Here is a 26,979-nt window from a genome sequence, read left to right as displayed (position 1 = left end):
CACGTCTCCCGGGTGAAGTTCGTGTGGCTTTGGCTTGGCGTGGTTTTGTGTCCGGCGTGGCTTCGTGCGTGAGCACGAGGTGCTTTTTCTGGGGACGAAGGGGCGCCTGCATCCTTGAGCTCACGCTCAAGGCCTGGAGTTTGGCCCCAAAACGAGTTGAGATCCGTCCCCCCAGCTAAGGTAGAAGCGTACCGCAGGTAGCAACGGCATGGGTTTCGATGCGTTCGTGGACGTGCGGGTGGCTGTTGCGAAGTCTGCGAAACTCTCCGGAGTGATCAGCTCAGATCGCCATACATGATGCGCAGCACCTGTATGGTTCTTGGCACGAGTTAAGTAGAGTAGAGAGAGCCGCGCGTCGGTAACCCGTCAGCGCGACCCTCCCCCTCGTCAAACCGTGCAAGCGGTTTTCCCGCACACGGCTTACCGAGTCCCCATTCTTTCGGTTTGGTTTCAGCGGAGTTCATTGCTTCCAAGCCGCCGTAAGCGGCCAGTGCCATAGTTTGTATTGACCATGCAAACGGTCGTCGGTGAAGAACTCGAAAGAGTCCGTGGGTGCGGCTATACTTTCGCCACAGCCACCGCCGCAACCGGTTGCGCACAAAAGCCTGCTGGTTACTAAACACGTGCGTGCTGTTGCCGTAATGAAACGCCGTCGCCCAACCGCGAGTGATTTGGTTGACCTTGCGGACCACCGCCACCGCCGGTTGGTTGCGCGTTCGCACATCTAGCTCCATCCGCACTTTGTCGCGTAACTTGGCCAGACTTTTCGCACTGGGTTCCACGTGCGGATACCTTCGTTTGCTCTTCATGCCTTGCCGCCATGCGACGGAAAAACCGAGGAACTCAAAGCCTTCCTTTCGTGTATCCACCAGTCGGGTTTTCTCTTCGTTGAGCTTTAACTTACGTGCCTCCAGCCACCGTTTCAGTCGCGTTTGCAGCCCCGCCCCTTGACCCGGTTTGCACAGGATCAGGAGGTCGTCGGCGTAACGCACCATCGTCGGCTTTTGTTCGCACTTCTCATTCACCGCATGATCGAGGTCGTTGAGGTAGAGGTTCGCCAGCAGAGGCGATATAACTCCGCCTTGTGGCGTGCCACACCGGTTCGCGCTCACCTTGCGGCACCCCGTGTCCCGGTCCTCTTCCACGATGGGTGCGCGCAGCCACGTTTTTATTAAACGCAACACGCTCCCATCGCTCACCCGTTTGGCCACCAATTGCAGGAGTTCGCGGTGCGGGATCATATCGAAGTAGCTCGATAAATCCGCGTCCACCACCTCCACCTTTCCGCTCAGCAGGGCCTCTTTAACTTTGTCCATCGCATGATGGGTCCGGCGTTTCGGTCGGTAGGCGTAGGAGTGGTCATGGAAGTCCGCCTCCCAGATGGGTTGCAACACGATCGCCGCCGCACTTTGCACCACACGGTCTTTTACCGTGGGGATGCCCAGCGCACGACGTTTGGTCCTGGCCTGATCCTTCCATATATAGACGCGCAGGACCGGACTGGGTCGGTAGGTTTTCGTTCGCATTTCCTCCGCCAGCGCAAGCAGCCATGCCGCCCGATAGGCTTCGTTCTTTACGAGCGTTTCCACCTCGAACCCGTCCACTCCCGGCACGCCGTCATTGGCGATCACCTGATCGAGCGCATCCGACAGAATGTCCTGCCGATACAGCTCTCCATACAAACTATAGAACCGCCAATGCGGCTCCGCTTTTGCTTTCCGATATAGCACACGTTGCAGCTTCCGAACCTTCGGTGACGTTTTTATCCAGAGTTCATCACCCCAGCCATCGTCGGGTCCTTTGCCGCTCTGTGATGCGTGGGAACAAGTGCCCTCCCTTCGCTCCCCGGCGGTTTTAATGTCCGCTAGATCATCACTACTATGGAGGTCTCCGACTCCTGCCACGGCCCGTCCGGCCTTACGAGGTTTTGCCGCGCTTGTGCCGGTGGTTGAGGCATCGCAAGACGCCCCACCGCCGCAGGTCTCACCACTTAACCTAACGACCTTTCCCACCCCGCCGCCCCCGCTGACTCCGCCGACGTGTTGATCGGAAATCAACGATTTAGGTCCTACGTCTTTGCGAGACTGCCTTTTCCGATCCTTGCAGGCTTCACCGTTCAGGTAGCGGCTGGACTCGTCGGTTGTTTCGGTAACGGAGCTCATTGGATGGGGTTCACCTTCGTTGCGGCTGACTGGTTCGGGCACACGGTCGTGCTTTCCGGCGAGGCCTCGCGGCCTGCATCCGTGACCGGGCCCTTCGACCGCGAATCGTTAAATTCGGCCGAACAGACTTTCACTGTTATGGTTGTTAGTTTCATGGTCGCACACCTGAACGCCGAAGTTTTAACCACGGAATTCACAGATGAGCACAGATAACAGAGTGTTACTGAATTTGAAGACAGGATGAAAAAAAGGGGATCAAGCTGAGTCCGTTTACCTCCTAAGGGATTGTATCTGTGCAATCTGTGTAATCTGTGGTTGGCTTGAACTTCGGAATTCAGTTAAACGGCCAAACTCCAGACCTTGAGCTCACGCTCAAGGCCACGTTCGGGCGGGTTAAGGCTGGAGTTGGCCTTTGCCCGGCGAGGCTTTGGCTTGGCGTGGCTTCGTGCGTGAGCACGAGGTGCTTTTTCTGGCGGCGGGGCGCCTGCATCCTTGAGCTCACGCTCAAGGCCACGTTCGGGGGATTAAGGCTGGAGTGCGCCTTTGACCTCCGTGTCGTCCGTGCTGTGCCTCAAACCCGCTCACCACCCCGATCTCGTTACGGTTTAAGCGGGGCGTCGTAGATGAGTTGCAACTCGCCATTGCCCACGGTCCGCCGACCCACCGCCAAATCCCCCGGACTGGCCCAGTTGCACTCAGCGGTGGCTTCGTCGCCGATCACATAGGCGACGAACTCTAGCTTTGGCCCGCCTTCACCCTCAGCCCAATACTCCACGAGCCCGTCCCCCGTGAGCACGGGTTGACCGCCGACACTGTGCAGTGGGAAATCCACAAACCCCTCCAGCGCGCGTGCAACCAATTCGCTGCACAAAACCTTATCCGCATGGGCGAAATCAAAATCGTAGTCGTAGGGTTTTCCCACCTGGTCAAAAGCCCGCGCCACCATTTCTAGGCGCTGGACCGGACGCAGCTTGGGCCGCAGCACTGCCACCGAATCCGCCTCGCCGATCGTGCGCTCAAGTGAGGTCAACCCTACCCCATTTCCTTCTACGCTGATGACCGCCGCGTGGTGTCCGCTGGCTTCGGGTGTGGCGAGTTTTTCTAAGTGCCGCTGGACGCGCATGTCTTGATCGAGCGCGCTTTGCTCCAATTGCCCGGTCGTGCCGACGTAAAGTGAGAGTTGCGACCACGCGCCGGGCAGGTGTCCGGTGGCGCGATAGCCGTTGGCTTTGGTGAGCAGGATGTCGCCTGGCTGGAGAAACGGCCGCACTTTTTCCACCCATTCGGGAGTGATTAACGCCTTGCCGTGCTTGGGTTCGCGCGGTGCCAGGGGCGTGAACAATTCCGCCCGCGCCGCGTCGTCGAGCCGCAGGTTCCAACGGTTGGCGAGGTTACTGGCGGCTGCCGCGGCGGTTAACTGCAATGTCTGGGCGCGAAGTCGGCTGGTTTCATCGCCGAGACGGGTGTGATTTTGGTGGCCCCAAGCCAGGCGCCGCAAGGTGGTGTGGTAACGCAGTACGCGCGCTTGGCGTTGCAGAGGTGCCAGCGACGCTGAGGCGGCGGCGGCGGCCGAGGTCGATTCGGTCCAACTGGCGCTGGCCGTTGGCGTTGACGGCGCTGCAACTTCTTCGGTGTTGAAGCTCGCCAGTTCGGCGAGCACCACGGCCAGCTTCTGTTCGTCGTCGGTTAATTTTTCCTCCAATTGGGCGGGGGTGAACCGGGAAAAATCGGGGGCGTTTCCGCGAAAAAATTCGATCGGGGAAACGTAAATGAGGGCGGCCGCGCAGCTCGCCACCACCAGTAAGCTCGCCGCCCCCAAGCCCTGGGTCACCGCGCCCGGCAGCGGATACCGCACGCGCAGTCGCTGCCGAAGCTGGGTTTGGCCCAAAGCCAACATGCCGCCGAACAGCAGCAAACCGGCCCACACGACCGCCACCCACAGCTGGCAATAGTCGCGCACCCAATACGTGGAAAACCCGCACCAAAACCCATAAACGGGCAGGCCCCAGAGGAGCCGATTGAGCGCGGGGGAAAAGTCGCCCGGGGCCGGAATCCACAGGGTCAGGGTGCGGATCGCCAGCCACGGGGCGAGTTGGCCGAGGATGCCGAACAGCGTGAGGATCAGGCGCAGCCAGAGAACAGGGCAGAGGCGCTCCGCACCGCGTTTCAGGCCCGCAAGGCGGCGCACAAGAAACCAGGCAATCGGGTGGGTGGGTTTGGGCTTGGCCATGAAATGGGGAAAACGGGGGACTCGGGCTGATCGAAAAAAGTAGCGCAGACTTCCAGTCTGCCTCCGACACGAAAGCTAACCCAAAGTGGCTCAGACTCTAGTAGGTAGTAACATTTAAAGAATCGGATCGAACGTAGTGCGGTGCTTCAGCCCGCATCGGTAATGGCAGTTGGCAATCCGTTGCAAACCTGCGGGCTAAAGCACCGCACTACCTCAGAATTCAATCGGGCAAGATTCAAGTCTCTGCTACTAGGGCTGGGCTACTTTTTCAGCGTTTTTAGGTAGGCGACCCACTCGGCGAGCACGGTTTCGGCGACTGCGCTTTGCACGGAGATGCGGTTAAGGCCGGCGCACACCACTCGCCCCGTCACCACCCGCCAGCGGCGCGCGCTCACGCGGTGGGCGATCGCCCAATAGGCAAACGCCTCGGCCACCCCCTGCGCCTTCGCCGGTTCGGCGTAGCCGGTGGTGGCCACCGCCATGTCGGCCCCGAATAAGCGAACCGCCCCTTGCGCCATCTGCGTGGCGACGGCGGCCGACACGCCGTTAACCGGGGTCGCGGCCGCGCGTTTTACCCCGAGGAGTTTAACCTTTTGGTCGATGCTGTAGGCGGTGATGCCACCGAGAAAAAAGCCGGACGCGCCCGGCACGGCGGTAATCGCGGCCTGGACGCGGCCACCGGTCAGGCTCTCGGCCACGGCAAGGCGCAGGGCCGGCTGGTGGCTTAAGCAGAGGGTTTTGAGTTCCCGGGCGAGGGCTGTGGGCATGGGTGGTGGGTTTATTTCTTCGCGGTGGTGCGGCGCAGCTTGGCCAAGCGCTTGCGCAGGCGCCAGCGGTGGCTTTTGGCCACGATGTAGCCCACGCACTTGGGCGAACCGCACCGGCAGGGGTGCTGCCGCCAGTTTTCCACGTCGAAGCCGTAGTCGAAGGAGAGTTCCTCGCCGGCGGCAATGTCGCGGCGCGCGGAAATCCAGATGCGCCCGCGGACTTTTTCGCTTTGGCAATTGGGCTCGCAGGAGTGGTTGATCAGGCGTGCGGTGTTCCACTCCATGTGGCCGTCGAGGTCGTGGCGTTTATTGATCTCGAAAATATAAACGCACCCATCGCCGCCCTCGGCTTCGCGGGCCGCGCGGGCTGCATCGCGCCGCTCGGATTCGGCCTTGGTGATGCGTTCGCCCTCATACTCCATGATGCGCGTGCCGGACGGGATATCGCGGCTGGCCCGAATGCCCTGACCGTGTATCGGCGACTGCCATACGTGTGCCCATTCCGAGGTCGTTGCGGCGCGAACCGGGGCGGCCGGTTTGGCTGTGGCGCCTTTCTTTTTAGCGCGTGCGGGGGCGGCGGGCGCGGCAGGGGCGGTTTTTTTTTTGCTCATGTCGTGAGTTCCAGGCCCACGGGGCAATGGTCGCTGCCCATGACTTCAGGGGAGATCCAGGCGCGTTTGAGGCGTGGTTGCAGAGCGGCGGAGGCTAGGAAGTAGTCGATGCGCCAGCCGATATTGCGCGGCCGGGCTCCGGCGCGGTACGTCCACCACGAGTAGTGGCCGGGGCCCTTTTCAAAAAAACGGAAGGTGTCGATGAAGCCGGCTGTGAGGCAGGCGCGAAACCCGTCGCGCTCCTCGTCGCTGAAGCCGGGATTGCCGACGTTTTCCTTGGGGCGGGCCAGGTCGATGGGTTCGTGGGCGACGTTGAGGTCACCGCAGACGATCACCGGTTTGGTTTTTTCCAGGGTGCGCAGGTGGGCAAGGAAGTCGCGGTCCCAGCGCTGGCGATACGGCAGGCGCGCGAGCTCGTTTTGGGCGTTGGGAACGTAGACGTTGACCAGATGGAAGTCGGCGAACTCCGCGGTGATTACGCGGCCCTCCTGGTCGTGTTCCTCGATGCCGATGCCGTAGGAGACGGCGAGTGGCGTGTGGCGGGTAAAAATAGCGGTGCCGCTGTAGCCCTTTTTCACGGCGGAATTCCAAAACACGGAATAGCCGGCGGCCACTCGACGTGTTGCACGTCACCGGGGTGGCACTTGGTTTCTTGCAAGCAAACGATGTCGGCGCGGTCGGGGCTAAGTTGGTCGAGAAAGCCCTTTTGCAGCACGGCTCGCAGGCCGTTCACGTTCCAGGAGACGATTTTCATGAGTGGGCCGAAGCTCGCGCCCCCGCCGCGCGGTTTCAACTCAGGATTCACTCACGCCCCACTCCCGAAGAGCGGCGTTGCCAGCGGGCGTGGGTTCCGCCCCATTGTTCGCTCAAATGTCCGTGTTTACTCACCTTCCGCTCGGTCAACGCATCCCTCCCAGCCTGCATGGCGTCTCCGCCAGCCTGCCGACCATGCGCGATGTGATCGGTTACGAGGAAAAAGACCCTGCGGTCACCCGCCACCTGACCTCGGGTTATCCGCGCTTTGTGGTGCATCCTTTTGCCAAACAGGCCGGCGCCCACCTGCTGCGCACCCTCGGTTTGGCTGGCCACAGCGTGTGGCTCACCTCGTCGATTCGCGCCGCCGAACAACTCCGCTTGCACCTGGGCGAACCCGCCGCACTTCTGCCCGCCGAGGCCGCGCTCACCGGTGTGATTTTCCCCGAAAACGCCGCGCTGTCGGCCCGCGCCAAGACGTTTCTCCAGCACACCGGCATGTTCCTGTCCTCGCGCGAGGCCGAGGATTACCTGCTGCGGGTGGGCGAGCTCAGCGATGCGCAGGCCCAGGAGGAAAAGGGTTTCGAGGGTTACGCGCCCGCCAACGTGAAGGGGCACGTGGCGCGTTTTTATCAACACGCCGCGACCACCGATGTCTTTCTGGCCACCAGCGGCATGAACGCCATCGCCGCCACCTTCCGCGTTGTTTCCGATTTGCAGCGCCCGCTCGGTCGCACCCGCTGGCTGCAACTGGGGTGGCTCTACATTGACACCATCGCGCTCCTGCAAAAGTTCACCGACACGCCCGCCGTCGACCACCTTTATCAGAGCAACGTTTTTGATCTGGCCGCCCTCGAAACCCTGTTTGCCGTTCAGGGTGAGCGTATCGCCGCGCTCATTACCGAGGTGCCGACCAACCCGCTCATCCAGACGGTTAACTTACCGGCGATCGCCGCGTTGTGCCGCCGTTACGGGGTGATGTTGGTGATCGACCCGACAGTCGCCTCGCCGCTCAACCTTGACGTGCTGCCCCACGCCGACGTGGTGGTCAACTCACTCACCAAATACACCGCCAGTGAGGGCGATGTGATGCTCGGCGCGGTGGTGGTTAACCCCCACAGTGACCACGCCTGCGAGTTACGCGCCCGTCTGCCGCACGCGCTGGAGCCGGTGTATTCGCGCGATATCGCCCGTTTGGCCGCGCAGATCGGCGACACCTCCGCGGTGATCGCTCAGATCAACCGCACCACCCCGGCGGTGGTCGAGTTCCTGCGCACGCACCCCAAGGTGAAGGAACTTTACTGGTCGTTGCATCCGGATTCTCGTGACAACTACCTCGCGCTCGCCCGCAGCCCCGAGTCGATCGGCAGCATGATTTCGCTGGTGGTGGACATGCCGCCGGCGGCTTTTTACGACCGGCTGCGCCTGGCTAAAGGCCCCAGTTTCGGCATGAAGCACACGCTGATCAGCCCCTTTATTTATCTGGCGCACTACGACCTGGTGACCAGCGAGAGCGGCCGCGCCACGTTGGCCGCCTCCGGGTTGCATCCCGAGCTGATGCGCCTGTCGATCGGCTGCGAACCCGTTGAGGACATCATCGCCGCGTTGGCCGAGGCGCTGGCTTAGAACTCCCCGCCCGGAATAAAGGCTAACCTATTGGGTTAGCCTTGATCTGGAGTTTGGCCCCAAAACGAGTTGAGATCCGTCCCCCCAGCTAAGGTAGAAGCGTACCGCAGGTAGCAACGGCATGGGTTTCGGTGCGTTCGTTGACGTGCGGGTGGCAGTTGCGAAGTCTGCGAAACTCTCCGGAGTGATCAGCTCAGATCGCCATACATGATGCGCCGCACCTGTGTGGTTCTTGGCACGAGTTAAACGGCCAAACTCCAGACCTTGAGCTCACGCTCAAGGCCACGTTCGGGCGGGTGCGGCCTGGAGTGTGCCTTTGCCTGGGTGGCTTTGGCTCGGTGTGGCTTCGTGCGTGAGCACGAGGTGTTTTTTCTGGCTGCGGTGCGCCGAATCCTTGAGCTCACGCTCAAGGCCACAAGGAGTGTGTTCGCGAAGAGTGTGGCCTTGAGCGTGAGCTCAAGGATTCGGCTGATCTGCGTTCGACTAGTCAGGGGCCAAACTCCAGAGTGTCACCTAATAGGTGACACTTTGGCTTGGACCGGGGCGTGGGGCGGCGTGGGGCGGGTTAACCGCCAGAAGCGGATGGCCAGCAGCACCGCGGCCACACCTAGGCCGGTGGCAAGTCCAGTCCACACGCCGACTGCGCCCATGCTCGTGTGCAGCCCCAATCCATATGCACAGGGAATGGCCAAAACCCAGTAGGCCACGAAGGTAATTACCGTGGGCACGCGGACGTCGGCCAACCCGCGCAAAGCCCCGGCGCCAATCACCTGGGCGGCGTCGAATAATTGGAAAATGGCCGCCACGACCAGCAGCCGTGTGGCCAGCACAATCACCCCGGGCTCGTCCACAAAGCCCCGCGCCAGGTCCGCCCCGAACAGAGCAAAGACCACCGCCGATATACTCATGATGGCCCAGCCCATCGCCAAGGCCCCGCCAGCAATGGGCCGGAGCAAATCGTGGCGCCCTTCGCCCGCCGCTTTGGCCAGGCGCATGCCCACCGCCATCGAAAGCCCCAGCGGAAACATGAACATAAACCCCGCGCAACTGAGCGCGATTTGGTGCGCCGCCAGGGCTTTCGCGCCGAGCCAGCCCATGATTAGCGTGGAGACCATAAACGCCCCCACTTCCATGAAAAACATCGCCGCCGCCGGCCCGCCAAGGCCCGCCATCACGCGCAAACGCCCTGCCCTAGGCCAGCCTTGCCATACTGCTGGCCAAACGCCTCTAAACGCAGCCGTTCGGCGCAGCCACACGATGATCGCGGCCAACACAGCCAGCCGCGCCGCCAGTGTCGCCCAGCCCGCCCCTGCTAGGCCGAGTGCTGGCGCCCCCAGGTTGCCGTAGATTAATACCCAGTTCAGCCCGACATTCAGGGCGACTCCGCCCAGCATCAGCGCCATCGGGATCCACGGGCGGCCCAGAGCTTCGGCGTATTGTCTAAAAACTTGAAACAGCATCGCCGGCAGCAAGGAGACGGCGATTAACGCGTAGAATGGACCCGCCTCCGCGAGGACTTCCGGCGGTTGGCCGAGGTGGGACGACACGCCCCACAGCGCCAGCATGAGGCCGACTTCGGCCAGGCCAGCCAGCACGGCCAAAACCGTGCCCTGCTGGAGCCACAGGGCGACGTCTTGGGTTTTACCGGCGCCGTGTTCGCGCGAGACCAGCACGGCCACGGGTAACAACAACCCGACACCCACCATAAAAAACAGCATGAACACCCCGCCCGCGAATGCCGAGGCCGCCAGGGGGATCGCGCCCAACCGGCCGATCATCACGCTATCGATCACCCCGAGCAGCATCTGGCTGACCTGCCCGACCACCATGGGCAGCGCGAGGCGCAGCGTGATTCGGGCTTGCTGAAGGTAGACGGACATACGGGTCAATCACGCGAATGGGCGGGGCTGTCAAAGCCGGGGTGCGTCCCCGCGCGGGCTAAACCGGAGCGACGAGCCCCTAGGCGAGTAGGAGTAGGAGTAGGAAAACGAGAACGGGAAAGATAAAGAGGAACGAGAAAGATCGGGCGGAGGGACGGGACGCTCAGGCCACGTGGCACGGGCGTTCCGCCCGCGAGATTGAATCGTTCTCGTTCTCTTACTCTTACTCCTACTCCTACTCGTTCTCTTTCGTCAGTGGGGAGACTCGATCCATAGGTGCCCGCACTCCGCCTCCTCCCTCTCCCCGGAGCCCGCGCCTACGAGCGCAGGAGTTTCCACACCCCGCCGGGTACGTGGATACTCACCATCGCGTAGCCAATCCACGGCAGCTTGGCTGTGCTGCGGTAGGCCAAATACGAGCCGCGCCACACCGGGAAATACTTCTTCTTAAACTCAAACAGCGTGCGGTAGCCGTAGAGCCGGTTGAAGTTTTGGTAAATGTACCGCATCGCCCGGTCGTGGGTGTTTTCCGGCTCGGCCGTGTTGGCCAACGGGGCGTTGGCCAGACTGACTTCATCGAGCCCCTTGTCGCGGAAGGCGCGTATCGATTCGACGATTACAAAATCCATGATGCCGTGCACCGGGGAATCGTAGCGCATCAGATCCAGGCAGCGCCCGCGCCCCTGCCGGTAGGGCAACCAGGTGCCGAAGGCTGCCACGTTACCGTTCGCGTCGAGCGCCACTGCGGCCCCGCGCAGGCGGATTTCCTCAATGTTGAAGCTGCTCATGTCGAAGGCCATTTCGCGGCCGTCCTTGGCCTTCAGCCAGGCGTCGGACACATGTTTTAAACCGGCCTCGATTTTCGCGTCCACCGGCCCCACGCCCGGATACCAAAAGAAGGTGTGGCCTTCGCGACCGGCGCGGTAACTGGAGGCGCGCAGTTTTTGAAACTTCGGGCCGGCCATCGGGTAGTTGGCCAGCGGGATGCGGGTCTGCTCGCCGATCTTGCGGTGCTTGAAGCCGAACTTCGCGTAGAGCTCGAGGTGGTCCGGGCCGACCTGGTAAAGCACCGGCTCCCAGTCCTGCTGTTCGCAGTAGGTGAGAAACTCGGCCACCACGCGCTCGCGTTCATCGGCTGGCCCGATCGGGTCGCTCAAGGTGAGCGCGTAGTTGCGCCACAAGGCGAAGGTCACCACCGAGCGGTTGGTCGTGGCAAAGAAGTAGCGTTTGTCGCTGGCCAGGGCGAATTCGTCGAAGGGGTTGTCGCCGTAGGCGTCGACGATGCGGCGAGCCCGTTGCAGCTCGATGGGCGTGGGCGGGTGTTTTAAAAACACCGGGCGCAGCACCAGGGCGAGCACCATCAGGCCGAGTGCCACGCCGGCGAAACTCACCGCGAAAAACGCCGCCTGCGCCTGCTGGGTCGTTGCGCGCAGGGTGTCGGTGGATTGCAGGAAAATGAGCTCGAAGACCGACTGCAGCGTGCCCGCCACCGTGTGGTTGCCCTCGGCGGTGACCCCGAAGTGGCGCACCGCCAAAAAACCAAACGTCACCACTGCCGCCAGCGCCGGCAGGCCGATGATCCACACCCAGCGCAGCGAGCCGCTGTCGGACTGGGCCACGAATTGTTTGCGCTGCCAGACCAGCACGGCCAGCGGAGCCAAACTGCCGATGGCCATTTGCCAGTCGAAATCCTTGCCTGTGTGCAACAGGGCCGTGACCAGCAACACGATCAGCGTCACCCACCAGGCGAATCGCTTGCGCCGCCAAAGCCCGCGCCCGAGCGCCAGCTGGGCGCACCCGGCCAGCACCAGCAGGGCCTGCGACTCCATTGCGATGTGGAAGGGTGTCCAGTTTTCCAGTTGGTCCTCCAGCCATTGGCTTGGTGGAAATAGTGCCGTGACCAACTGCACCACTCCGGACAGGCCGACGATCACGGCCACCAAACCGGCCCAAAAAAATGTCGGCCGATGCCGCAGGGAGTTAACGTTGCTCATGAGCTTTTGTTTTTGCGCGCGGGGTTGGCCAGCAGCCAGTCGATGGCCTTGTCGGTCAAAGCCAGAAACTTGTCGTTGGCGTTGCTGAAATCGTGAAACGCGCGGGGAAATGTCCACATGCGCAGGTCGAGCTGGAGGCCCTTGAACCAGTCAATCGAGTCGAGCGGGTCCAGGCCGGCGTGGAGTTGCGCGAGGCGGAGGCCTTTGAGCTGCGGGGCGAAATCGGCCAGGCCAAAGGTGCCTTCGCCGGTGGGGGCGAAACCGAGTTTGTCCGCGGTGCGCAGGCCGTAGCGGCCGCGCGGTCCGGGGGCGACCAGCAGTAGCCCGTGCAAGCCGGCGGGACGCGCCGAGAGGACGGCCGCGGCGGGTAGCGAGTGTTCGGCGCCCATCGACCAGCCGCCGTAGATCACCGGCAGCTGCTGGGCTGCTTGGGCTGGCGCGGTTGTTTGGGGTGCGTCTTTCGGCGGCCCGTTGCGCCGGGCCAATTCGGCCACCAATCTTGCGAAATCAGCCGCCAGAATCTCTTGGTTAAAATCGGTGGCGGCGTAGAGGGCGAAATCGACTCCTGCGACCGCCCAGCCGCGGCTGGCGAGATGGCGGGCCATGCGGGTTTCCCAATAGCTCCAACCGCCGTCGCCCGACCCGAGCACGAACAGGCCGCGCACCGCAAGCTGGGTGGGCTGGTACCAGGCGATTTCAAAGGAGCCTCTGGCGAGGGCGATCGGCTCGGTGGCGGGCTTGGTGTGGTCCAGCTCAGTGTCGGCGCGCAGCGGCGTGGGCTGCATGGCGGCGAGCCAAAGTCCAACGAGGAGGAGGGTGCGCAGGCAAAACATGGGTGGGGCGGTGGGCGGAACTTGTCCGCAGTGACGCAGAGGCTGGGCTTGTGGGCAAACCCGTTCCTCACCCAACGGCGTGCGCTGGTGCGCCTCCTTGAGCTCACGCTCAACGCCACGTCCTGCGTGAGGACACGCATTCCTCAATCCCGCACCGGCAGCCAGCGTTGCAACAGCCCCACCAACACCGCCGTATCGATCGGCTTGCTGATGTAGTCATCCATGCCCGCCTCGATGCATTTCTCGCGGTCACCGATCATAGCGTTCGCGGTCATCGCGATGATAGGTACCCCCGCATGCTCGGCCCCGCTTGCGCGGATGCGTTGCGTGGCTTCATAGCCGTCCAACTCCGGCATCTGCATATCCATAAAAATCAAATCGTAGTTCCCTTCCGCCGCCGTCCGGACCGCTTCCAATCCGTCGCCAACCAAATCGGGCGCCAGCCCTAGCATTCCGAGTACGGCGCGGATAATCTCCTGGTTAATAAAATTGTCCTCGGCCACCAGCACTCGCGCCGACGTTTGACCGGGTAACAGGGCGAGTTGGGGCGGGGCGGCGCCGCCACCGGCAACAGGCGCTTCCTGGATGGCCAGGCGCAGGGTAAACCAGAACTCGGACCCCTCCCCTTCCCAGCTGTTCACCCCGATTTGACCTCCCATGAGTTCCACCAACTGCTTGCAAATGGCCAAACCCAGCCCGGTTCCGCCGAATTTCCGCGTGGTGGAGGCGTCCGCCTGGGTGAATTTCTGAAACAGAGACCCGAGTTTGTCGGCGGGTATGCCTATGCCGGTGTCGCGCACACTGAAGCGCAGTTGGGCGGAGTCGACTTTGCGCTCCACGAGTTGGATACGCACGGCGACCGCGCCTGAGCCGGTGAACTTCAGCGCGTTGCCCGTGAGATTGAGCAGGACCTGGCGCACCCGGTTGGGGTCGCCCTGCAGCTGGAGCGGCACGTCGTCGGCGGCCTCGCAGGTGAAGGTGAGTTTTTTCTGCTCCGCGCGCAGGGAGAGTCCGCCGGACAAATCGGTGAGCAGGCGCCCCAGATTGAAATCCACCGTCTCGATGGCCAGTTTGCCGGCCTCGATTTTGGAGAAATCCAGAATGTCGTTAATGAGCTCCAGCAGGTTTTCGCCGCTGGTGCCGGCGAGGTTGGCGTAGTGGCGCTGCTGGGGGTCGAGGGCGGAGGCTTTGAGCAGGTTAACCGTGCCGATGATGCCGTTAAGCGGCGTGCGGATTTCGTGGCTCATGTTGGCCAAAAACTCGCTCTTAGCGCGGCTTGCCGCATCGGCGGCGTCCTTGGCCTGGCGCAGCGCCGCTTCGATGGCCTGGCGTTCGGTGACGAGGTGCTCGATGGCATCGGCCAAACCGAGCAAATCCGCCCCGGCCGCCTCCCCTGCCCCGCCGTCGGGATGCAGCAGCCCGATGGTTTGGCGCAGGCGCGCGAGCACCGCCTCGTTGCGCTGGTTTTGGGCGTGGAGACCGGCGTTGGCCGTAGCCAACTCCAGCGAGCTCACCGACATGGCGTGGTCGGTGAATTTCCGGTCCTGATCGAATTGCTGATAGGACGCGGAGACCTGTTCGAGGAAACGCTCCAGCCCCGGCGGGACCCCCTCGGGCCCGCCGAAGGTACGCCTTAACTGGCGAAGAAGCAGCGCGTGCTGACTCATGCAACGAGCTCGGCGATACTGGTCACGGTCATCGTCTGGTTGTGCAGCTGGCAGGAGCCGGAGTGGCCCGACGGCGCCAGTTCACCATACGAGTAAAAGCCGGTTAGAACGGGGCCGGGGCCAAAGGCCGCGCGCACGCCCTCCAACTCCTCTTCAGTGCGGTGGCCGAGTACAATTCGGCGGCCCACGCAGCTCACGCAAAAGACCAGGCTGGTGGGTTGAGTTGCGGCACTACGCGCGGCGTCCTCGGCTCCAGAGATAAGTTCCTCCTGCGAGGCGCGCATGAGCCGGACGGTTGCGCCAACGGGGATGTTGCCCGCGAAGGTCATGGTGCCGGCCGCCTCGTCGATCGACAGGATGGTGCGCACGATGGAATTGCCCTCGCCGGGTAGCTGTAGGCAGAGCGGAAAGCGCAGGGCGGCTGCGGGCAAGGCGGCGGCCTCGGAGCCGAGGTAGGTTTTGTAAATTTCCAGAGCGGGTTGACCATCCAGTTGATGGAGGACGTTATCCTGGGCGGCAGTGACGAGTCGGGCGGGGCCGAAACTCGACCAGCCACCGGCACTGCCAAAACCGATTTGCAGCGACGCGCCATAAAGGCCGACCGCCACGATGCACCCAGGTGCTGGCGCAGCGTCCAGGCCGACGGTGGTTTGGGCGAAGTCGGTGCCGTCGCCTGCCAAGCCGCCACTGAGGGTGACGCCGGCGGGCAGGCAGCTGTTAAAGGATTCGCTCAAAACCGTGCCATTGACCAAACCGCCGTCGGAAAAAACCAAGACATGGCGCAAGTCGGGACCCGTGAGTTCGGTGACGATTCCTCTGCACAGGTCCTTGAGTTCCACCGACGGGGCAAGGCGGGCGACGGAGGTGCGCAGGGTGGCATGGGAAAAATGGACGGCGGTGCAGACCAGATCGGCGTCCTCGATTTGTACATCGGCGAAATTGCCGGCGGTGGAGGTGAGCACCAGGCGGGCGGCGGGAAAGCGGGCGCGCAACGCGGTCAGGGAGGACGGATCGGCCAGAAGTTTTCGTAGACCGAATACGAGGACCAAACTGGCCTGGCGGGGATCAAGTTGCCCGGAGAGGTCGCGCCAAACGCCAAGGGGGGAGAGCAGGGACTGGAGGATTTTCATGGTGAGGTAGTGGGGGAAATGCTGCGGATGCGCTTGTTTAAGGGGTGAAGCAGGCCGAAAAGAAATGGGGTGGAACTAGAAGGTCCTCTCTTAACGGCACAAATGGCGGGAAACTTAAATGGGTTGTTGCCGATAATAGGCGCATCAGAGGGTCCGTGTTCGCTCCGCCGGAGGGATGATCTTCGTGTCGTCCGGAATCGAGAAAGTAGCGCAGACTTCCAGTCTGCCTCGGCCGGACCCGGAGCAGACTGGAAGTCTGCGCTCTGGAGTTTGGCCCCTGACTAGTCGAACGCAGATCAGCCGAATCCTTGAGCTCACGCTCAAGGTCTGGAGTTTGGCCGTTTAACCTGAATTCCGAAGTTCAAACCAACCACAGATTACACAGATTGCACAGATACAATCCCTTAGGAGGTAAACGGACTCAGCTTGATTCCCTTTTTTTCATCCTGTCTTCAAATTCAGTAACACTCTGTTATCTGTGCTCATCTGTGAATTCCGTGGTTAAAACTTCGGCGTTCGGGTTTAACTCGTGCCAAGAACCATACAGGTGCTGCGCATCATGTATGGCGATCTGAGCTGATCACTCCGGAGAGTTTCGCAGACTTCGCAACAGCCACCCTCACGTCAACGAACTCATCGAAACCCATGCCGTTGCTACCTGCGGTACGATTCTACCTTAGCTGGGGGGGGGGGGCGGATCTCAACTCGTTTTGGGGCCAAACTCCAGGGAGCAGACTGGAAGTCTGCGCTACTTTTAGCACCTTACTGGTCCACACGGAGGTGGACCCTCCCGGGGCGAACCTTTCCCTGCCAGTTCGCTCCCGGCTGGTTTAATTTTGCCCTTTGGCGGGTCTCCGCATTCCGTCTGCGCCATGTCCCGAACGACCGACACCATCGCCGCTCTCGCCACGCCCGTGGGCACCGCCGCCCTTGCCGTGGTGCGGGCCAGCGGCCCGGACTGCGCCTCCCTGGCACAGGCGATTTTCGGGCCCACTCCCCTGCCCCCGCGGCTGGCCCGCCACGCCGATTACCGCGACCAGTCCGGCCGGTTGCTCGACGACGTCCTGGTCACCTTTTACCGGGGCCCGAGCTCCTACACCGGCGAGGATTCGCTGGAAATCTCCTGCCACGGCAATCCCTTCATCGCCCAAGCCATTCTCAAGGACCTACTTGTAAGGGGCTGTCGGGCGGCCGAAGCAGGTGAATTCACCCGCCGCGCCTTTTTGGGCGGTAAAATGGACCTCAGCCAAGCCGAGGCCGTGATGGATTTGATTCACGCCCGCAGTGAACGCGCACTGGTTGCAGCCAACCAACAGCTGCGCGGCAGCCTTGGCCGGCATCTGGGTGAGTTAACTGAAGGGCTGCTCCTGGTGCTGGCGCGCATCGAAGCCTACATCGACTTCCCCGACGAAGACCTGCCTGCCGAGGACCGCCGCTTGGTGGCGGCTGAATTGGCGGGTGTTCTACGTGGAACATCGCGGCTGCTGGCCACCCAGCACTACGGCGAACTGCTGCGCGAGGGCATCCGGACGGTCATCATCGGCGAGCCCAATGCGGGCAAAAGCAGCCTGCTCAACGCGCTGGTGGGCCACGAGCGCGCCCTGGTCAGCGCTGAGCCGGGGACGACGCGGGACTTTATCGAGGAGCGTATTTCGCTCGGGGCGCATTGGCTGCGGCTGATCGACACCGCCGGGCTCAATCCCGCCCCTGCCCCGCTGGAAAAACTCGGCATGGCCAAGACCCTGGAGCGCGCTGCCGAGGCGGATTTGTTCCTCTGGGTGCTCGACGCTACCCGTCCCTGCCCTGCCCTGCCTCCAGCCGTTGCTACCCGGCTGACTCCGGCCAACACGGTGGTGCTGCTCAATAAGGCTGATTTGCTGGGTTCTGTTTCAGGTGCGGGCGGGCACGTGGTTGCGGGCGGCATGGCCTCCCCTGCCCTGTCTCCGCTTGGTTTGCCGGTGCTGGAGGTCTCGGCTTTAACTGGCGCCGGGCTGGAGGCGCTGACGGTCCAGGTGGGCCGGTTGGCCGACGCCTTCCGGCTGGATCAGGGCGATGAAATCATTGCGATTAACGCCCGTCACGCCGATGCGCTGCGGCGAGCGAACTCATGTCTTCTTATTGCCAGTAAGCAGGTTGCGGAGTCTGGGCCGGTCGAGTTGCTGGCCAGCGACCTGCGCGGGGCGCTCGATGCGCTGGGTGAGATTGCCGGTAAAATCGACAACGAGCGCATGCTCGATCACCTTTTTAAAACCTTCTGTATTGGCAAGTGATGGCGGCGGGTCACGTGTCTCAGCGTGCAGTAGCATTCAACGTGGCGGAGCCAGCCAAGGCAGTTTGGCCGCCAAAGAGCGCAAGGAGCGCAAAGAAAAAGCCCTTTAGCCTAAATCCGGCAATAGAAACTAGCCAAAAATCACGCAGGTGATTGTTTGGCTGTCATATGCCGCCGTTTTTACCGCCGGAAAAAGCTCACCCCGAGGGTGAGTCAGAAAACCCTGATCACAAGGCAACGCCAAGCGATGCCGCCGAGGTGTTGATTGTGGATACACCCGGAGGACGTTTTCGTGCGCAGTTCGCCCCAGAGTTGCCGGTGAGCCCCTTGGGGGCACTGGTGTTTTTCACGCAGTACTTGTGTGCGACAGGAGGCTTCGAGGCACTGGTTGCGGACACGCCGCTTTGTTACAGCAGCAACCGCGCACACCGCCCTCGCGACGTGATTGGAACCCTGCTTTTGGGGATGCTCTCCGGGCACTATCGCTACGCGCACCTCGCGGCCCTGCGCGGCGACGACATTGCCCCGAGCCTGCTCGGACTTAAGTCGATTGTCAGCGAGGATTGTGTGCGCCGGGCGCTGGCTCGCATCGGTGCCGAGCAGGGGCAGGACTGGTTGCGGCGTCACCTCGACCAAACCTGTCATGGGTTTTTGGATAACCAGTGGATCCTCGACATCGATGTCACCATCAAGCCCATCTATGGACGTCAGGAAGGTGCCAGCATCGGCTATAACCCGCAAAAGCCCGGACGCCCCAGCCACGCCTACCACACCTACTGGATCGCCACCTTGCGCCTGTGTCTGGACGTGGAGGTGCACCCCGGCGATCAATCCGCCGCCGGACATGGTTTTGCGGGGCTGTGGGCGCTCATCGACCGACTGCCAGCCGAGCGCCGGCCCCATCTTTTGCGCGGTGACTGCGCCTATGGCCAGGAGGCGCTGCTCAGTGAAGCTGAAGCGCGTAAACTCAACTATTTGTTCAAACTGCGCCGCACCGCCAAGGCCCGCGAGCTGGTGGCCGCGCTTGAACGCACCACCACCACCGCTTGGACCGACGCCGGACAAGGCTGGCAGGGCTGCGAAAGCTGCCTGCGCCTGCAAGGCTGGAACCGGGCCCGACGTGTGGTGGTCTTGCGCCGTCGCCTCAACGACCAACGCCACCCCCGGGCCCGCCGCCGCCTCGTGCGCGAGCAAGCCGACCACGCTTTGCTGCTGAACATCCCCGACGCGGCCGCCTGCGAGCCGATCATCTACGAACATCAGATCCTCGTTACGAGCCTGCCCTACGAGATCCTTACCCTTGCCACCCTGTATCGGGAACGTGGGGGCGCGGAAAACCCCTTCGACGAGCTCAAGAACCAGTGGAGCTGGTCGGGGTTTACCTCCCAGGAGCTAAACTCCTGTCAGCACGCCGCGCGTTTGGCCGCACTGGTTTACAACTGGTGGACGCTCTATCACCGCCTGCTTCAACCCGGTCAGCACCACGAGGCGGTGAGCCTAAATCCGGCAATAGAAAGTGCGGCCGGCGGGCGTTGCCCGTCGGATAGATGAGGGTGGAGAGTGCTGCGGCAGGCTGAACGGAAGCGCGATCAGCTTGGGGCGGTGGCCAAAGGCGGTTCAGGGCCGAGTACAGGGAAGTTTTCCTGTAAAATCCTCGCTACGATTTGCCCCCAGCGCTGGGCGACACTCCATTGCTCCGCATTATGAAGGATACCATGTAACCATCTGGCCAGCTTTGTGATGAGTTCACTCAGGCGAGGTGCCTCGGCATGGCTCAAGCGCACGTCCAGGCGGCGTTGACCGGAGTGTTCGCTCTGCCGGGTCGCTCCGCAGAGCAGACGGGGACGTGTACTCACCGCCTCGTGGTGCTGACCGGGTTGAAGCAGGCGGTGATAGAGCGTCCACCAGTTGTAAACCAGTGCGGCCAAACGCGCGGCGTGCTGACAGGAGTTTAGCTCCTGGGAGGTAAACCCCGACCAGCTCCACTGGTTCTTGAGCTCGTCGAAGGGGTTTTCCGCGCCCCCACGTTCCCGATACAGGGTGGCAAGGGTAAGGATCTCGTAGGGCAGGCTCGTAACGAGGATCTGATGTTCGTAGATGATCGGCTCGCAGGCGGCCGCGTCGGGGATGTTCAGCAGCAAAGCGTGGTCGGCTTGCTCGCGCACGAGGCGGCGGCGGGCCCGGGGGTGGCGTTGGTCGTTGAGGCGACGGCGCAAGACCACCACACGTCGGGCCCGGTTCCAGCCTTGCAGGCGCAGGCAGCTTTCGCAGCCCTGCCAGCCTTGTCCGGCGTCGGTCCAAGCGGTGGTGGTGGTGCGTTCAAGCGCGGCCACCAGCTCGCGGGCCTTGGCGGTGCGGCGCAGTTTGAACAAATAGTTGAGTTTACGCGCTTCAGCTTCACTGAGCAGCGCCTCCTGGCCATAGGCGCAGTCACCGCGCAAAAGATGGGGCCGGCGCTCGGCTGGCAGTCGGTCGATGAGCGCCCACAGCCCCGCAAAACCATGTCCGGCGGCGGATTGATCGCCGGGGTGCACCTCCACGTCCAGACACAGGCGCAAGGTGGCGATCCAGTAGGTGTGGTAGGCGTGGCTGGGGCGTCCGGGCTTTTGCGGGTTATAGCCGATGCTGGCACCTTCCTGACGTCCATAGATGGGCTTGATGGTGACATCGATGTCGAGGATCCACTGGTTATCCAAAAACCCATGACAGGTTTGGTCGAGGTGACGCCGCAACCAGTCCTGCCCCTGCTCGGCACCGATGCGAGCCAGCGCCCGGCGCACACAATCCTCGCTGACAATCGACTTAAGTCCGAGCAGGCTCGGGGCAATGTCGTCGCCGCGCAGGGCCGCGAGGTGCGCGTAGCGATAGTGCCCGGAGAGCATCCCCAAAAGCAGGGTTCCAATCACGTCGCGAGGGCGGTGTGCGCGGTTGCTGCTGTAACAAAGCGGCGTGTCCGCAACCAGTGCCTCGAAGCCTCCTGTCGCACACAAGTACTGCGTGAAAAACACCAGTGCCCCCAAGGGGCTCACCGGCAACTCTGGGGCGAACTGCGCACGAAAACGTCCTCCGGGTGTATCCACAATCAACACCTCGGCGGCATCGCTTGGCGTTGCCTTGTGATCAGGGTTTTCTGACTCACCCTCGGGGTGAGCTTTTTCCGGCGGTAAAAACGGCGGCATATGACAGCCAAACAATCACCTGCGTGATTTTTGGCTAGTTTCTATTGCCGGATTTAGGGTGAGTACACGTCCCCGTCTGCTCTGCGGAGCGACCCGGCAGAGCGAACACTCCGGTCAACGCCGCCTGGACGTGCGCTTGAGCCATGCCGAGGCACCTCGCCTGAGTGAACTCATCACAAAGCTGGCCAGATGGTTACATGGTATCCTTCATAATGCGGAGCAATGGAGTGTCGCCCAGCGCTGGGGGCAAATCGTAGCGAGGATTTTACAGGAAAACTTCCCTGTACTCGGCCCTGAACCGCCTTTGGCCACCGCCCCAAGCTGATCGCGCTTCCGTTCAGCCTGCCGCAGCACTCTCCACCCTCATCTATCCGACGGGCAACGCCCGCCGGCCGCACTTTCTATTGCCGGATTTAGGTTTAGTTCTATGCGATCTCTGCGTTCTTTCGCGGCTAAAAGGCTCGAGCGGCTTGGAATTAGTCGACGCGTAATTAGCGTCCATTAGCGCCCATTAGCGGTTAAGAATCTGGGGTATTCGGGCTGTCGACTTTCTGCCTTCATTAGTGCCCATAAGTGTTCATTAGTGGTTACTCCCCTTCCGCATGATTTTTAACTCCACTCCCTTTGATGTGATCGTTTGCGGTGCCGGCCATGCTGGCTGCGAGGCCGCGCTGGCGGCCGCTCGCATGGGGGCCTCCACCCTGCTGCTCACGGGCAACATCGATACGATCGCCCAAATGAGCTGTAATCCAGCCATTGGCGGGCAGGCCAAGGGTCAAATGGTGCGTGAAATCGACGCCCTGGGCGGCGAAATGGGGATTAATACGGACCTCACGGCCATCCAGTTTCGCCTGCTCAACGAGTCCAAGGGGCCGGCCGTGCAGTCGCCCCGCGCCCAGTGCGATAAAAAGGCCTATCAATTCCGCCTGAAGCACACCCTGGAATTGCAGCCCAACCTTCAGGTTTTCCAGGCCACGGTGACGGGGCTCATTTACGAGGGTCAGACGGTCACTGGCGTTAGGACCAACCTGGACATCGAATTTGTGGGAAAAACCGTGATCGTGACCACTGGGACGTTCCTGCGCGGGCTCATGCACATCGGCCAAAACAAGAACGAAGGCGGTCGGTTGGGTGATTTTTCGGCCAAAACCCTCTCGGCGAGCTTTTTGGAGGCCGGAATCGAGCTGCGACGGCTCAAAACCGGGACGCCGCCCCGTTTGCTCGGTCGCAGCCTGGATTTTACCAAGATGGAGGAGCAGCGCGGGTCCGAGGTGCCCACCCGCTTCGCCTTCTACGACAGCCGTGATCCGGAAGACCTGTTCCACGTGGAACAGACCGGCGAAAAGCGTCTGGGTTGGGCCCACGACACCAATCAGGTGTCTTGCTGGCTGACCCACACCACCGCTGAAACTGCCCGGTTGGTTCGCGACAACCTGCATCTCTCCGCCATGTATTCGGGCGAGATTGAGGGCGTCGGCCCGCGTTATTGCCCGAGCATCGAGGACAAGTTCGTGCGTTTTGCCGACAAGCCTCGGCATCTGCTTTATTTGGAGCCGGAGGGACGTTCGACCAACGAGTATTACATCAACGGGTTGTCCACTTCGTTGCCCTTCGATGTTCAGGTGCAGATGGTGCGCAGCATTCCGGGGCTGGAAAATGCCCAGATCCTGCGTCCGGCCTACGCGGTGGAGTATGATTTCGCCCCGCCGACGCAGTTGTTCGCTTCCTTGGAGTCCAAAAAGGTCGAAAACTTATTTTTTGCCGGGCAGATCAATGGCACGTCGGGTTACGAGGAGGCTGCCTCGCAAGGGCTGGTGGCGGGGGTAAATGCGGTCAATAAGGTGCGTCAGCTGCCGCCGTTGGTCATTGGCCGTCACGAGGGTTACATCGGGGTGTTGATCGACGACTTGGTGACCAAGGGCACCAACGAACCTTACCGGATGTTCACCAGTCGGGCTGAATACCGCTTGTTGTTTAACCACGGCAGTGCCGAGTTGCGGCTCCAGCACCATGCCCGGGATCACGGGTTGGTGTCGCCGTCCCGGCTAGCGCGCATGCAGGCGGGAAAACGGCAGACCGAGCATTGGATCGACTTTTTGGAGGCCACGAAAGCGCCGGCAGGGCAGGGGAGTTTTGGGGATTCGATCCGACGCGCGGTGACCGGGCCGTTGGAAAACATGCCCGCGTTACCAGCGGAGTTTTTGGCTGAGCCGGAGGGCTTGCGGCAGGAGGTGCTTTATCGGGTCAGTCACCAGGGGTATTTGGCGCGCGAGCAGCGGCAAATCGCCAAGCTCAGTGAGATCGAAAAAATCAAAATCCCGCCGCACATCGACTACTCCCAGGTGCGTGGATTGCGGAAGGAAAGTGCTCTTAAATTGGCGGAAATTCGCCCCTATACGCTGGGCCAGGCCAGCCGGATCAGCGGGGTGAATCCGGCGGATATCAGCACGCTGATGGTCTTGATCGAAGCGGGTAGGGGAGGGCGCTGAGCGGGTAGGGGACAGGGGCGAGGCGCGAAGGGTGGGAGCAGGTAGGGTAGGGCCGCGGAGGAGAGAACGAGTAAGAGTAAGAGAAAGAGGACGAAGCCGGAGGGACGACCTCTGTGTCGTCCGGGATCGAAAAGTAGCGCAGACTTCCAGTCTGCTCCGGGTTCGGCTCCGACCGGCGTCGGAGGCAGACTGGAAGTCTGCGCTACTTTCGGCAACGAGCCAGTCCACACGGATGCGCCCCCTCCGGTGAAGCCCCACGCCTCGGCGCTTGCGCCCTGGACTGCCTTTGCGAAGCTGACGCTCTTGCAGACGCCTCCCTCTGGCGTTTACCGGGCCTTCATTCGCTTGGTTTAACCGACTACATTTTAACGTGATGACTACAATTACGCAGCCCACGGTGGTGGTGGCCGGTGCCAGCGGTTTTGTCGGCCAGGCGATTTGCGCCCAGCTGGCCAAACGATTTCGGGTGGTCGCGTTGACCCGTTCGCTGGCCCACGCCGCCCTCGGGCCGGTGACGGTTGGGGTCGAGTGGCGGCAGTGTGATTTGTTTTCACTGTTGGAAACCGAGGAGGCGCTCAAGGGCGCCGATTACGCCCTTTATCTCGTTCATTCCATGCTGCCGTCTTCGCGTCTTACCCAGGGCACATTTGTGGATCTGGATCTGATTTTGGCGGACAACTTCGCACGGGCCGCCCGCCTGCATGGGATCAAACAAATCGTTTATATGGGCGGCTTGATTCCGCCGGCAGTGACCCTCTCTGCGCACCTCGCAAGCCGCCTTGAGGTGGAACAGGCGCTGGGCGCAGGGGCGACGCCGGTGACCGCCTTGCGCGCCGGTTTGGTGGTGGGGCCGGGCGGGTCTTCGTTGCGCATTCTGATCAACCTGGTGCACCGCCTGCCCCTGATGGTGTTGCCGTCGTGGGTGCGCTCGCGCATGCAGCCGGTGTCCATTCAAGAGGTGGTGCGCGCGATCGACCGGGTGCTGGGCGATCCGACCTACTATGGCGCCAGCTACGATATCGGCGGGCCCGACGTGATGACTTATCGCGAATTGCTGGAGAAAACCGCCGAGCTCCTCGGGCGGTCCCCGCGCATGGTGGAGGTTCCGCTTTTGCCTAATTGGTTGTCCAAGTTTTGGGTGGCGTGGATCACCGGGGCCTCGCCTGCTCTGGTTAACCCGTTGGTGGAGAGTCTAAAGCACGACATGCTGGCCCACGAAAACCCATTGCTTGCCTACTTGAAAGTGGGCGCGATGAGTTTTGGCGAAGCGCTGCGGCAGTCGGTCGACGCGAACAATCGCCTGATTCGCCCGCGGCTTGAAGCGCTGCGGCCGCGAGATGAGCTGGCGATGCGTGCGGCCAAGCGGGTGCGCTCGGTGCAGCGCCTGCCGTTGCCGGCGGGGGTTTCGTCGCGTTGGGTGGCGGAGGAGTATTACCGCTGGCTGCCCCGGTTCGTCTGGCCGTTTATCAAGTGTACGGTGGATGGTGATGGACGCTGCCGCTTTTACCTCGGTTCGCAGTGGGTGTTGTTGTTGGAACTGACCTATTCGAAAACCCGCAGCACCGAGGACCGGGTGTTGTTTTACATCACCGGCGGCCTGCTGGCGCGTACCCAGGACAACAAAAAAGGCCGGCTCGAGTTCCGCGAAATGCTCAACCGCACCTGCGTGTTGGCGGCGATCCACGATTTTTCGCCGACGCTGCCCTGGTACTTCTACAACCTCACGCAGGCCATCGCCCACCTGGTGGTGATGCGCGGCTTCGGCCGTCATCTGGCGCGGCATGGGGCGGAAGAGGGGAAACCCACGCGGGTGGTTTGAGTGTTCGGGCGGTGGGCGGCGTTCCCCCAGCGCACTTATTCGAGGTGGTAGGCGGTTTCGCCGTGCTCGGCTTGGTCGAGGCCGATGTCTTCGGCCGACTCGTCCACCCGCAGGCCGATGGTTTTTTTGATCACCAGGCCGATCACGAGGCTGATCACGCCGGACCAGAGCAGGGTGAAGCCGACGCACTTGGCCTGAATTAAAAATTGCGCGCCGATGTGGTCGACGCCGTGGCCGCCAAAACGGGGCGAGCCGAGCACCGCCAACAACAGCGTGCCCAAAATGCCTCCCACCCCATGCACCGCAAACACGTCGAGCGCGTCGTCGATGCGCAGCTTTCGGCGAATCAGTACGCACATGTAATAGCAGACGCACCCGGCCAAGAAGCCGATCAGGACCGCGCCCAGCGGGCTGACGTTGCCCGATGCGGGCGTAATCGTGGCTAAACCCGCCACTAAGCCCGTCACGATGCCAACAAGGCCGGGTTTGCCGTTCTTTCGCCATTCCAGGGCCATCCACGTCAGGCCGCCGACCGCCGCCGAGATGTGGGTGACCAACATCGTGAGCCCGGCCGCCTCGTTAGCCCCGCCCTGGCTGCCAGCGTTAAAGCCAAACCAGCCGACCCACAGCATGCCGGCGCCCATCATGACCAGGCCCGGGCTGTGGGGCGGGTGCATGTGCGCGGGATAACCGGCGCGCGGGCCGACCAACCAGGCCAACACCAGCGCGGCGATGCCGGCGGTTGCGTGGACGACGATGCCGCCCGCTAAGTCGATTACCCCGAGTTGCTGCATCCAGCCGCCGCCCCACACCCAGTGCGTCACCGGCGCGTAAACCAACACCAGCCAAAGCGCGGTGAACAGCAGCATGGCGCTGAACTTCAGGCGTTCGACAAAAGCGCCGATGATCAGCCCGGGGGTGATGATCGCAAAAGTCATCTGGAACATCACAAACACGGTTTCCGGATAGGTGCGCCCGGCCAGGCCGCCGACTCCGTGCAGGCCGAGGGCGCTGAGGCCGCCGATCCAGCCGTTACCCGGGGTGAAGCTCAGGCTGTAGAGGCCGACGACCCACAGGACCGAGGCCAGCCCGGCTACCGCCACGCAGTGCATGAGCACCGAGAGGTAGTTTTTGGCCCGCACCAAGCCGCCGTAAAATAGAGCCAGGCCCGGCAGGGTCATGAACAGCACCAGCGCGGTGGCGGTGAGCATCCACGCGGTGTCGCCGGCGCTGAGCGCGGGGGAGGGCGCGGCGGCGGTTTGGGCTGCGGCTACGGCGGGGGACAGCAGGCCGGCGCCGATCAGGGAGAGGGAACGGGAGCGGAGGGCGGACATGGTTAAAAATTCAAGGATGGGCGTGGAGAGTTGTCCCGCCTGAGTGAATTACTCAGGCGGGACGGCGTTGCAGCGGCCCATGAGAATCATTCATGTGAAACTGCAAAGACTAAAACGCCCCCAACCTGACTCAGCCTGCCGGAGCCGGTTTAAGCTCCCTGTAAGTGCAGTCCCCTTGCTAGCGCTCCCTCCGGACGTTGGGTCCGCAGATAGTGTCACCCATTAGGTGACACTCT

Annotated in this window: 17 protein-coding genes and 1 pseudogene; 6 read left to right on the top strand and 12 right to left on the bottom strand. The window is 62.3% G+C overall.

Features of this window, described 5'->3' with window-relative positions:
• Positions 1-329: 329 nt before the first annotated feature.
• The 5 genes and pseudogenes from ltrA to xth all read right to left on the bottom strand — a co-directional run bounded on the left by ltrA (position 330) and on the right by xth (position 6,524).
• On the bottom strand, positions 330-1,682 hold the full coding sequence (ltrA, locus tag H2170_16690) for a group II intron reverse transcriptase/maturase (protein ID MCS6301708.1): 1,353 nt from the start codon (positions 1,680-1,682) through the stop codon (positions 330-332).
• A 1,078-nt stretch (positions 1,683-2,760) separates the two neighbouring features.
• Complete coding sequence (locus H2170_16685; protein MCS6301707.1) at positions 2,761-4,392, bottom strand: hypothetical protein; 1,632 nt, start codon at positions 4,390-4,392, stop codon at positions 2,761-2,763.
• Between the two features lie 260 nt (positions 4,393-4,652).
• Positions 4,653-5,159 (bottom strand): CinA family protein, encoded by a 507-nt coding sequence (locus H2170_16680; protein MCS6301706.1) that lies wholly within the window; start codon positions 5,157-5,159, stop codon positions 4,653-4,655.
• Between the two features lie 11 nt (positions 5,160-5,170).
• On the bottom strand, positions 5,171-5,770 hold the full coding sequence (locus H2170_16675; protein ID MCS6301705.1) for an SET domain-containing protein-lysine N-methyltransferase: 600 nt from the start codon (positions 5,768-5,770) through the stop codon (positions 5,171-5,173).
• Positions 5,767-6,524: pseudogene (gene xth, locus H2170_16670) on the bottom strand (exodeoxyribonuclease III). Before xth ends, H2170_16675 begins: the two are co-directional and overlap by 4 nt.
• A 116-nt stretch (positions 6,525-6,640) precedes the next feature.
• On the opposite strand from xth, the gene H2170_16665 reads away from it, so the two are divergent.
• Positions 6,641-8,149, top strand: a complete 1,509-nt coding sequence (locus H2170_16665) for a PLP-dependent transferase (GenBank protein MCS6301704.1) — start codon at positions 6,641-6,643, stop codon at positions 8,147-8,149.
• A gap of 509 nt (positions 8,150-8,658) precedes the next feature.
• Here H2170_16665 and H2170_16660 read toward each other — a convergent pair.
• The 5 genes from H2170_16660 to H2170_16640 form a co-directional block, all read right to left on the bottom strand.
• Positions 8,659-10,029, bottom strand: coding sequence for an MATE family efflux transporter (locus tag H2170_16660; GenBank protein MCS6301703.1), 1,371 nt, complete (start codon positions 10,027-10,029; stop codon positions 8,659-8,661).
• A gap of 317 nt (positions 10,030-10,346) precedes the next feature.
• Positions 10,347-12,023 carry a DUF2156 domain-containing protein gene (locus H2170_16655; GenBank protein ID MCS6301702.1) on the bottom strand — a complete coding sequence of 559 codons (1,677 nt, stop codon included), beginning with the start codon at positions 12,021-12,023 and terminating at the stop codon, positions 10,347-10,349.
• Positions 12,020-12,856, bottom strand: coding sequence for a hypothetical protein (locus tag H2170_16650; GenBank protein MCS6301701.1), 837 nt, complete (start codon positions 12,854-12,856; stop codon positions 12,020-12,022). Before H2170_16650 ends, H2170_16655 begins: the two co-directional genes overlap by 4 nt.
• Before the next feature lie 143 nt (positions 12,857-12,999).
• Complete coding sequence (locus H2170_16645; protein ID MCS6301700.1) at positions 13,000-14,523, bottom strand: response regulator; 1,524 nt, start codon at positions 14,521-14,523, stop codon at positions 13,000-13,002.
• Positions 14,520-15,653, bottom strand: coding sequence for an FIST C-terminal domain-containing protein (locus tag H2170_16640; GenBank protein MCS6301699.1), 1,134 nt, complete (start codon positions 15,651-15,653; stop codon positions 14,520-14,522). Before H2170_16640 ends, H2170_16645 begins: the two co-directional genes overlap by 4 nt.
• Before the next feature lie 872 nt (positions 15,654-16,525).
• Between H2170_16640 and mnmE the strand changes: the two genes are divergently transcribed.
• Together mnmE and H2170_16630 are read left to right on the top strand one after the other, a co-directional pair.
• Positions 16,526-17,923, top strand: a complete 1,398-nt coding sequence (mnmE, locus tag H2170_16635; protein MCS6301698.1) for a tRNA uridine-5-carboxymethylaminomethyl(34) synthesis GTPase MnmE — start codon at positions 16,526-16,528, stop codon at positions 17,921-17,923.
• 167 nt (positions 17,924-18,090) lie between these two features.
• Positions 18,091-19,473: a transposase gene (locus H2170_16630; GenBank protein MCS6301697.1), complete on the top strand. Its 1,383-nt coding sequence runs from the start codon at positions 18,091-18,093 to the stop codon at positions 19,471-19,473.
• A gap of 38 nt (positions 19,474-19,511) precedes the next feature.
• Here H2170_16630 and H2170_16625 read toward each other — a convergent pair whose 3' ends face one another.
• Positions 19,512-21,101: a transposase gene (locus H2170_16625; protein ID MCS6301696.1), complete on the bottom strand. Its 1,590-nt coding sequence runs from the start codon at positions 21,099-21,101 to the stop codon at positions 19,512-19,514.
• A gap of 58 nt (positions 21,102-21,159) precedes the next feature.
• On the opposite strand from H2170_16625, the gene H2170_16620 reads away from it, so the two are divergent.
• From H2170_16620 to H2170_16610, 3 genes are all read left to right on the top strand, one after another.
• Positions 21,160-21,426: a hypothetical protein gene (locus H2170_16620; GenBank protein ID MCS6301695.1), complete on the top strand. Its 267-nt coding sequence runs from the start codon at positions 21,160-21,162 to the stop codon at positions 21,424-21,426.
• Positions 21,427-21,703: 277 nt separating this feature from the next.
• A complete protein-coding gene (gene mnmG / locus H2170_16615; protein MCS6301694.1) occupies positions 21,704-23,590 on the top strand; it encodes a tRNA uridine-5-carboxymethylaminomethyl(34) synthesis enzyme MnmG in 1,887 nt (628 codons plus the stop codon).
• 373 nt (positions 23,591-23,963) lie between these two features.
• Complete coding sequence (locus H2170_16610; GenBank protein ID MCS6301693.1) at positions 23,964-25,409, top strand: NAD(P)H-binding protein; 1,446 nt, start codon at positions 23,964-23,966, stop codon at positions 25,407-25,409.
• Positions 25,410-25,444: 35 nt separating this feature from the next.
• Here H2170_16610 and H2170_16605 read toward each other — a convergent pair whose 3' ends face one another.
• Complete coding sequence (locus H2170_16605; protein ID MCS6301692.1) at positions 25,445-26,743, bottom strand: ammonium transporter; 1,299 nt, start codon at positions 26,741-26,743, stop codon at positions 25,445-25,447.
• Between the last annotated feature and the right edge of the window lie 236 nt (positions 26,744-26,979).

Origin of the sequence: Opitutus sp. (assembly GCA_024998815.1) — a bacterium.
In the GTDB taxonomy this organism is placed as follows: Bacteria; Verrucomicrobiota; Verrucomicrobiia; order Opitutales; family Opitutaceae; genus Rariglobus.
The sequence above is the reverse complement of the archived record's forward strand: the minus strand, read 5'-3'. Positions and strand labels throughout refer to the sequence as shown.

Bases quoted from the DNA above. Each gene is read 5' to 3' on its own strand.
- H2170_16655 (MCS6301702.1), bottom strand. From the start codon at position 12,023: ATGAGCAACGTTAACTCCCTGCGGCATCGGCCGACATTTTTTTGGGCC.
- H2170_16660 (MCS6301703.1), bottom strand. From the start codon at position 10,029: ATGTCCGTCTACCTTCAGCAAGCCCGAATCACGCTGCGCCTCGCGCTG.
- mnmG (MCS6301694.1), top strand. From the start codon at position 21,704: ATGATTTTTAACTCCACTCCCTTTGATGTGATCGTTTGCGGTGCCGGC.
- H2170_16645 (MCS6301700.1), bottom strand. From the start codon at position 14,523: ATGAGTCAGCACGCGCTGCTTCTTCGCCAGTTAAGGCGTACCTTCGGC.
- mnmE (MCS6301698.1), top strand. From the start codon at position 16,526: ATGTCCCGAACGACCGACACCATCGCCGCTCTCGCCACGCCCGTGGGC.
- H2170_16640 (MCS6301699.1), bottom strand. From the start codon at position 15,653: ATGAAAATCCTCCAGTCCCTGCTCTCCCCCCTTGGCGTTTGGCGCGAC.
- H2170_16675 (MCS6301705.1), bottom strand. From the start codon at position 5,770: ATGAGCAAAAAAAAAACCGCCCCTGCCGCGCCCGCCGCCCCCGCACGC.
- H2170_16605 (MCS6301692.1), bottom strand. From the start codon at position 26,743: ATGTCCGCCCTCCGCTCCCGTTCCCTCTCCCTGATCGGCGCCGGCCTG.
- H2170_16630 (MCS6301697.1), top strand. From the start codon at position 18,091: ATGCCGCCGTTTTTACCGCCGGAAAAAGCTCACCCCGAGGGTGAGTCA.
- H2170_16665 (MCS6301704.1), top strand. From the start codon at position 6,641: ATGTCCGTGTTTACTCACCTTCCGCTCGGTCAACGCATCCCTCCCAGC.
- H2170_16625 (MCS6301696.1), bottom strand. From the start codon at position 21,101: ATGCCGCCGTTTTTACCGCCGGAAAAAGCTCACCCCGAGGGTGAGTCA.
- H2170_16610 (MCS6301693.1), top strand. From the start codon at position 23,964: ATGACTACAATTACGCAGCCCACGGTGGTGGTGGCCGGTGCCAGCGGT.
- H2170_16685 (MCS6301707.1), bottom strand. From the start codon at position 4,392: ATGGCCAAGCCCAAACCCACCCACCCGATTGCCTGGTTTCTTGTGCGC.
- H2170_16680 (MCS6301706.1), bottom strand. From the start codon at position 5,159: ATGCCCACAGCCCTCGCCCGGGAACTCAAAACCCTCTGCTTAAGCCAC.
- H2170_16650 (MCS6301701.1), bottom strand. From the start codon at position 12,856: ATGTTTTGCCTGCGCACCCTCCTCCTCGTTGGACTTTGGCTCGCCGCC.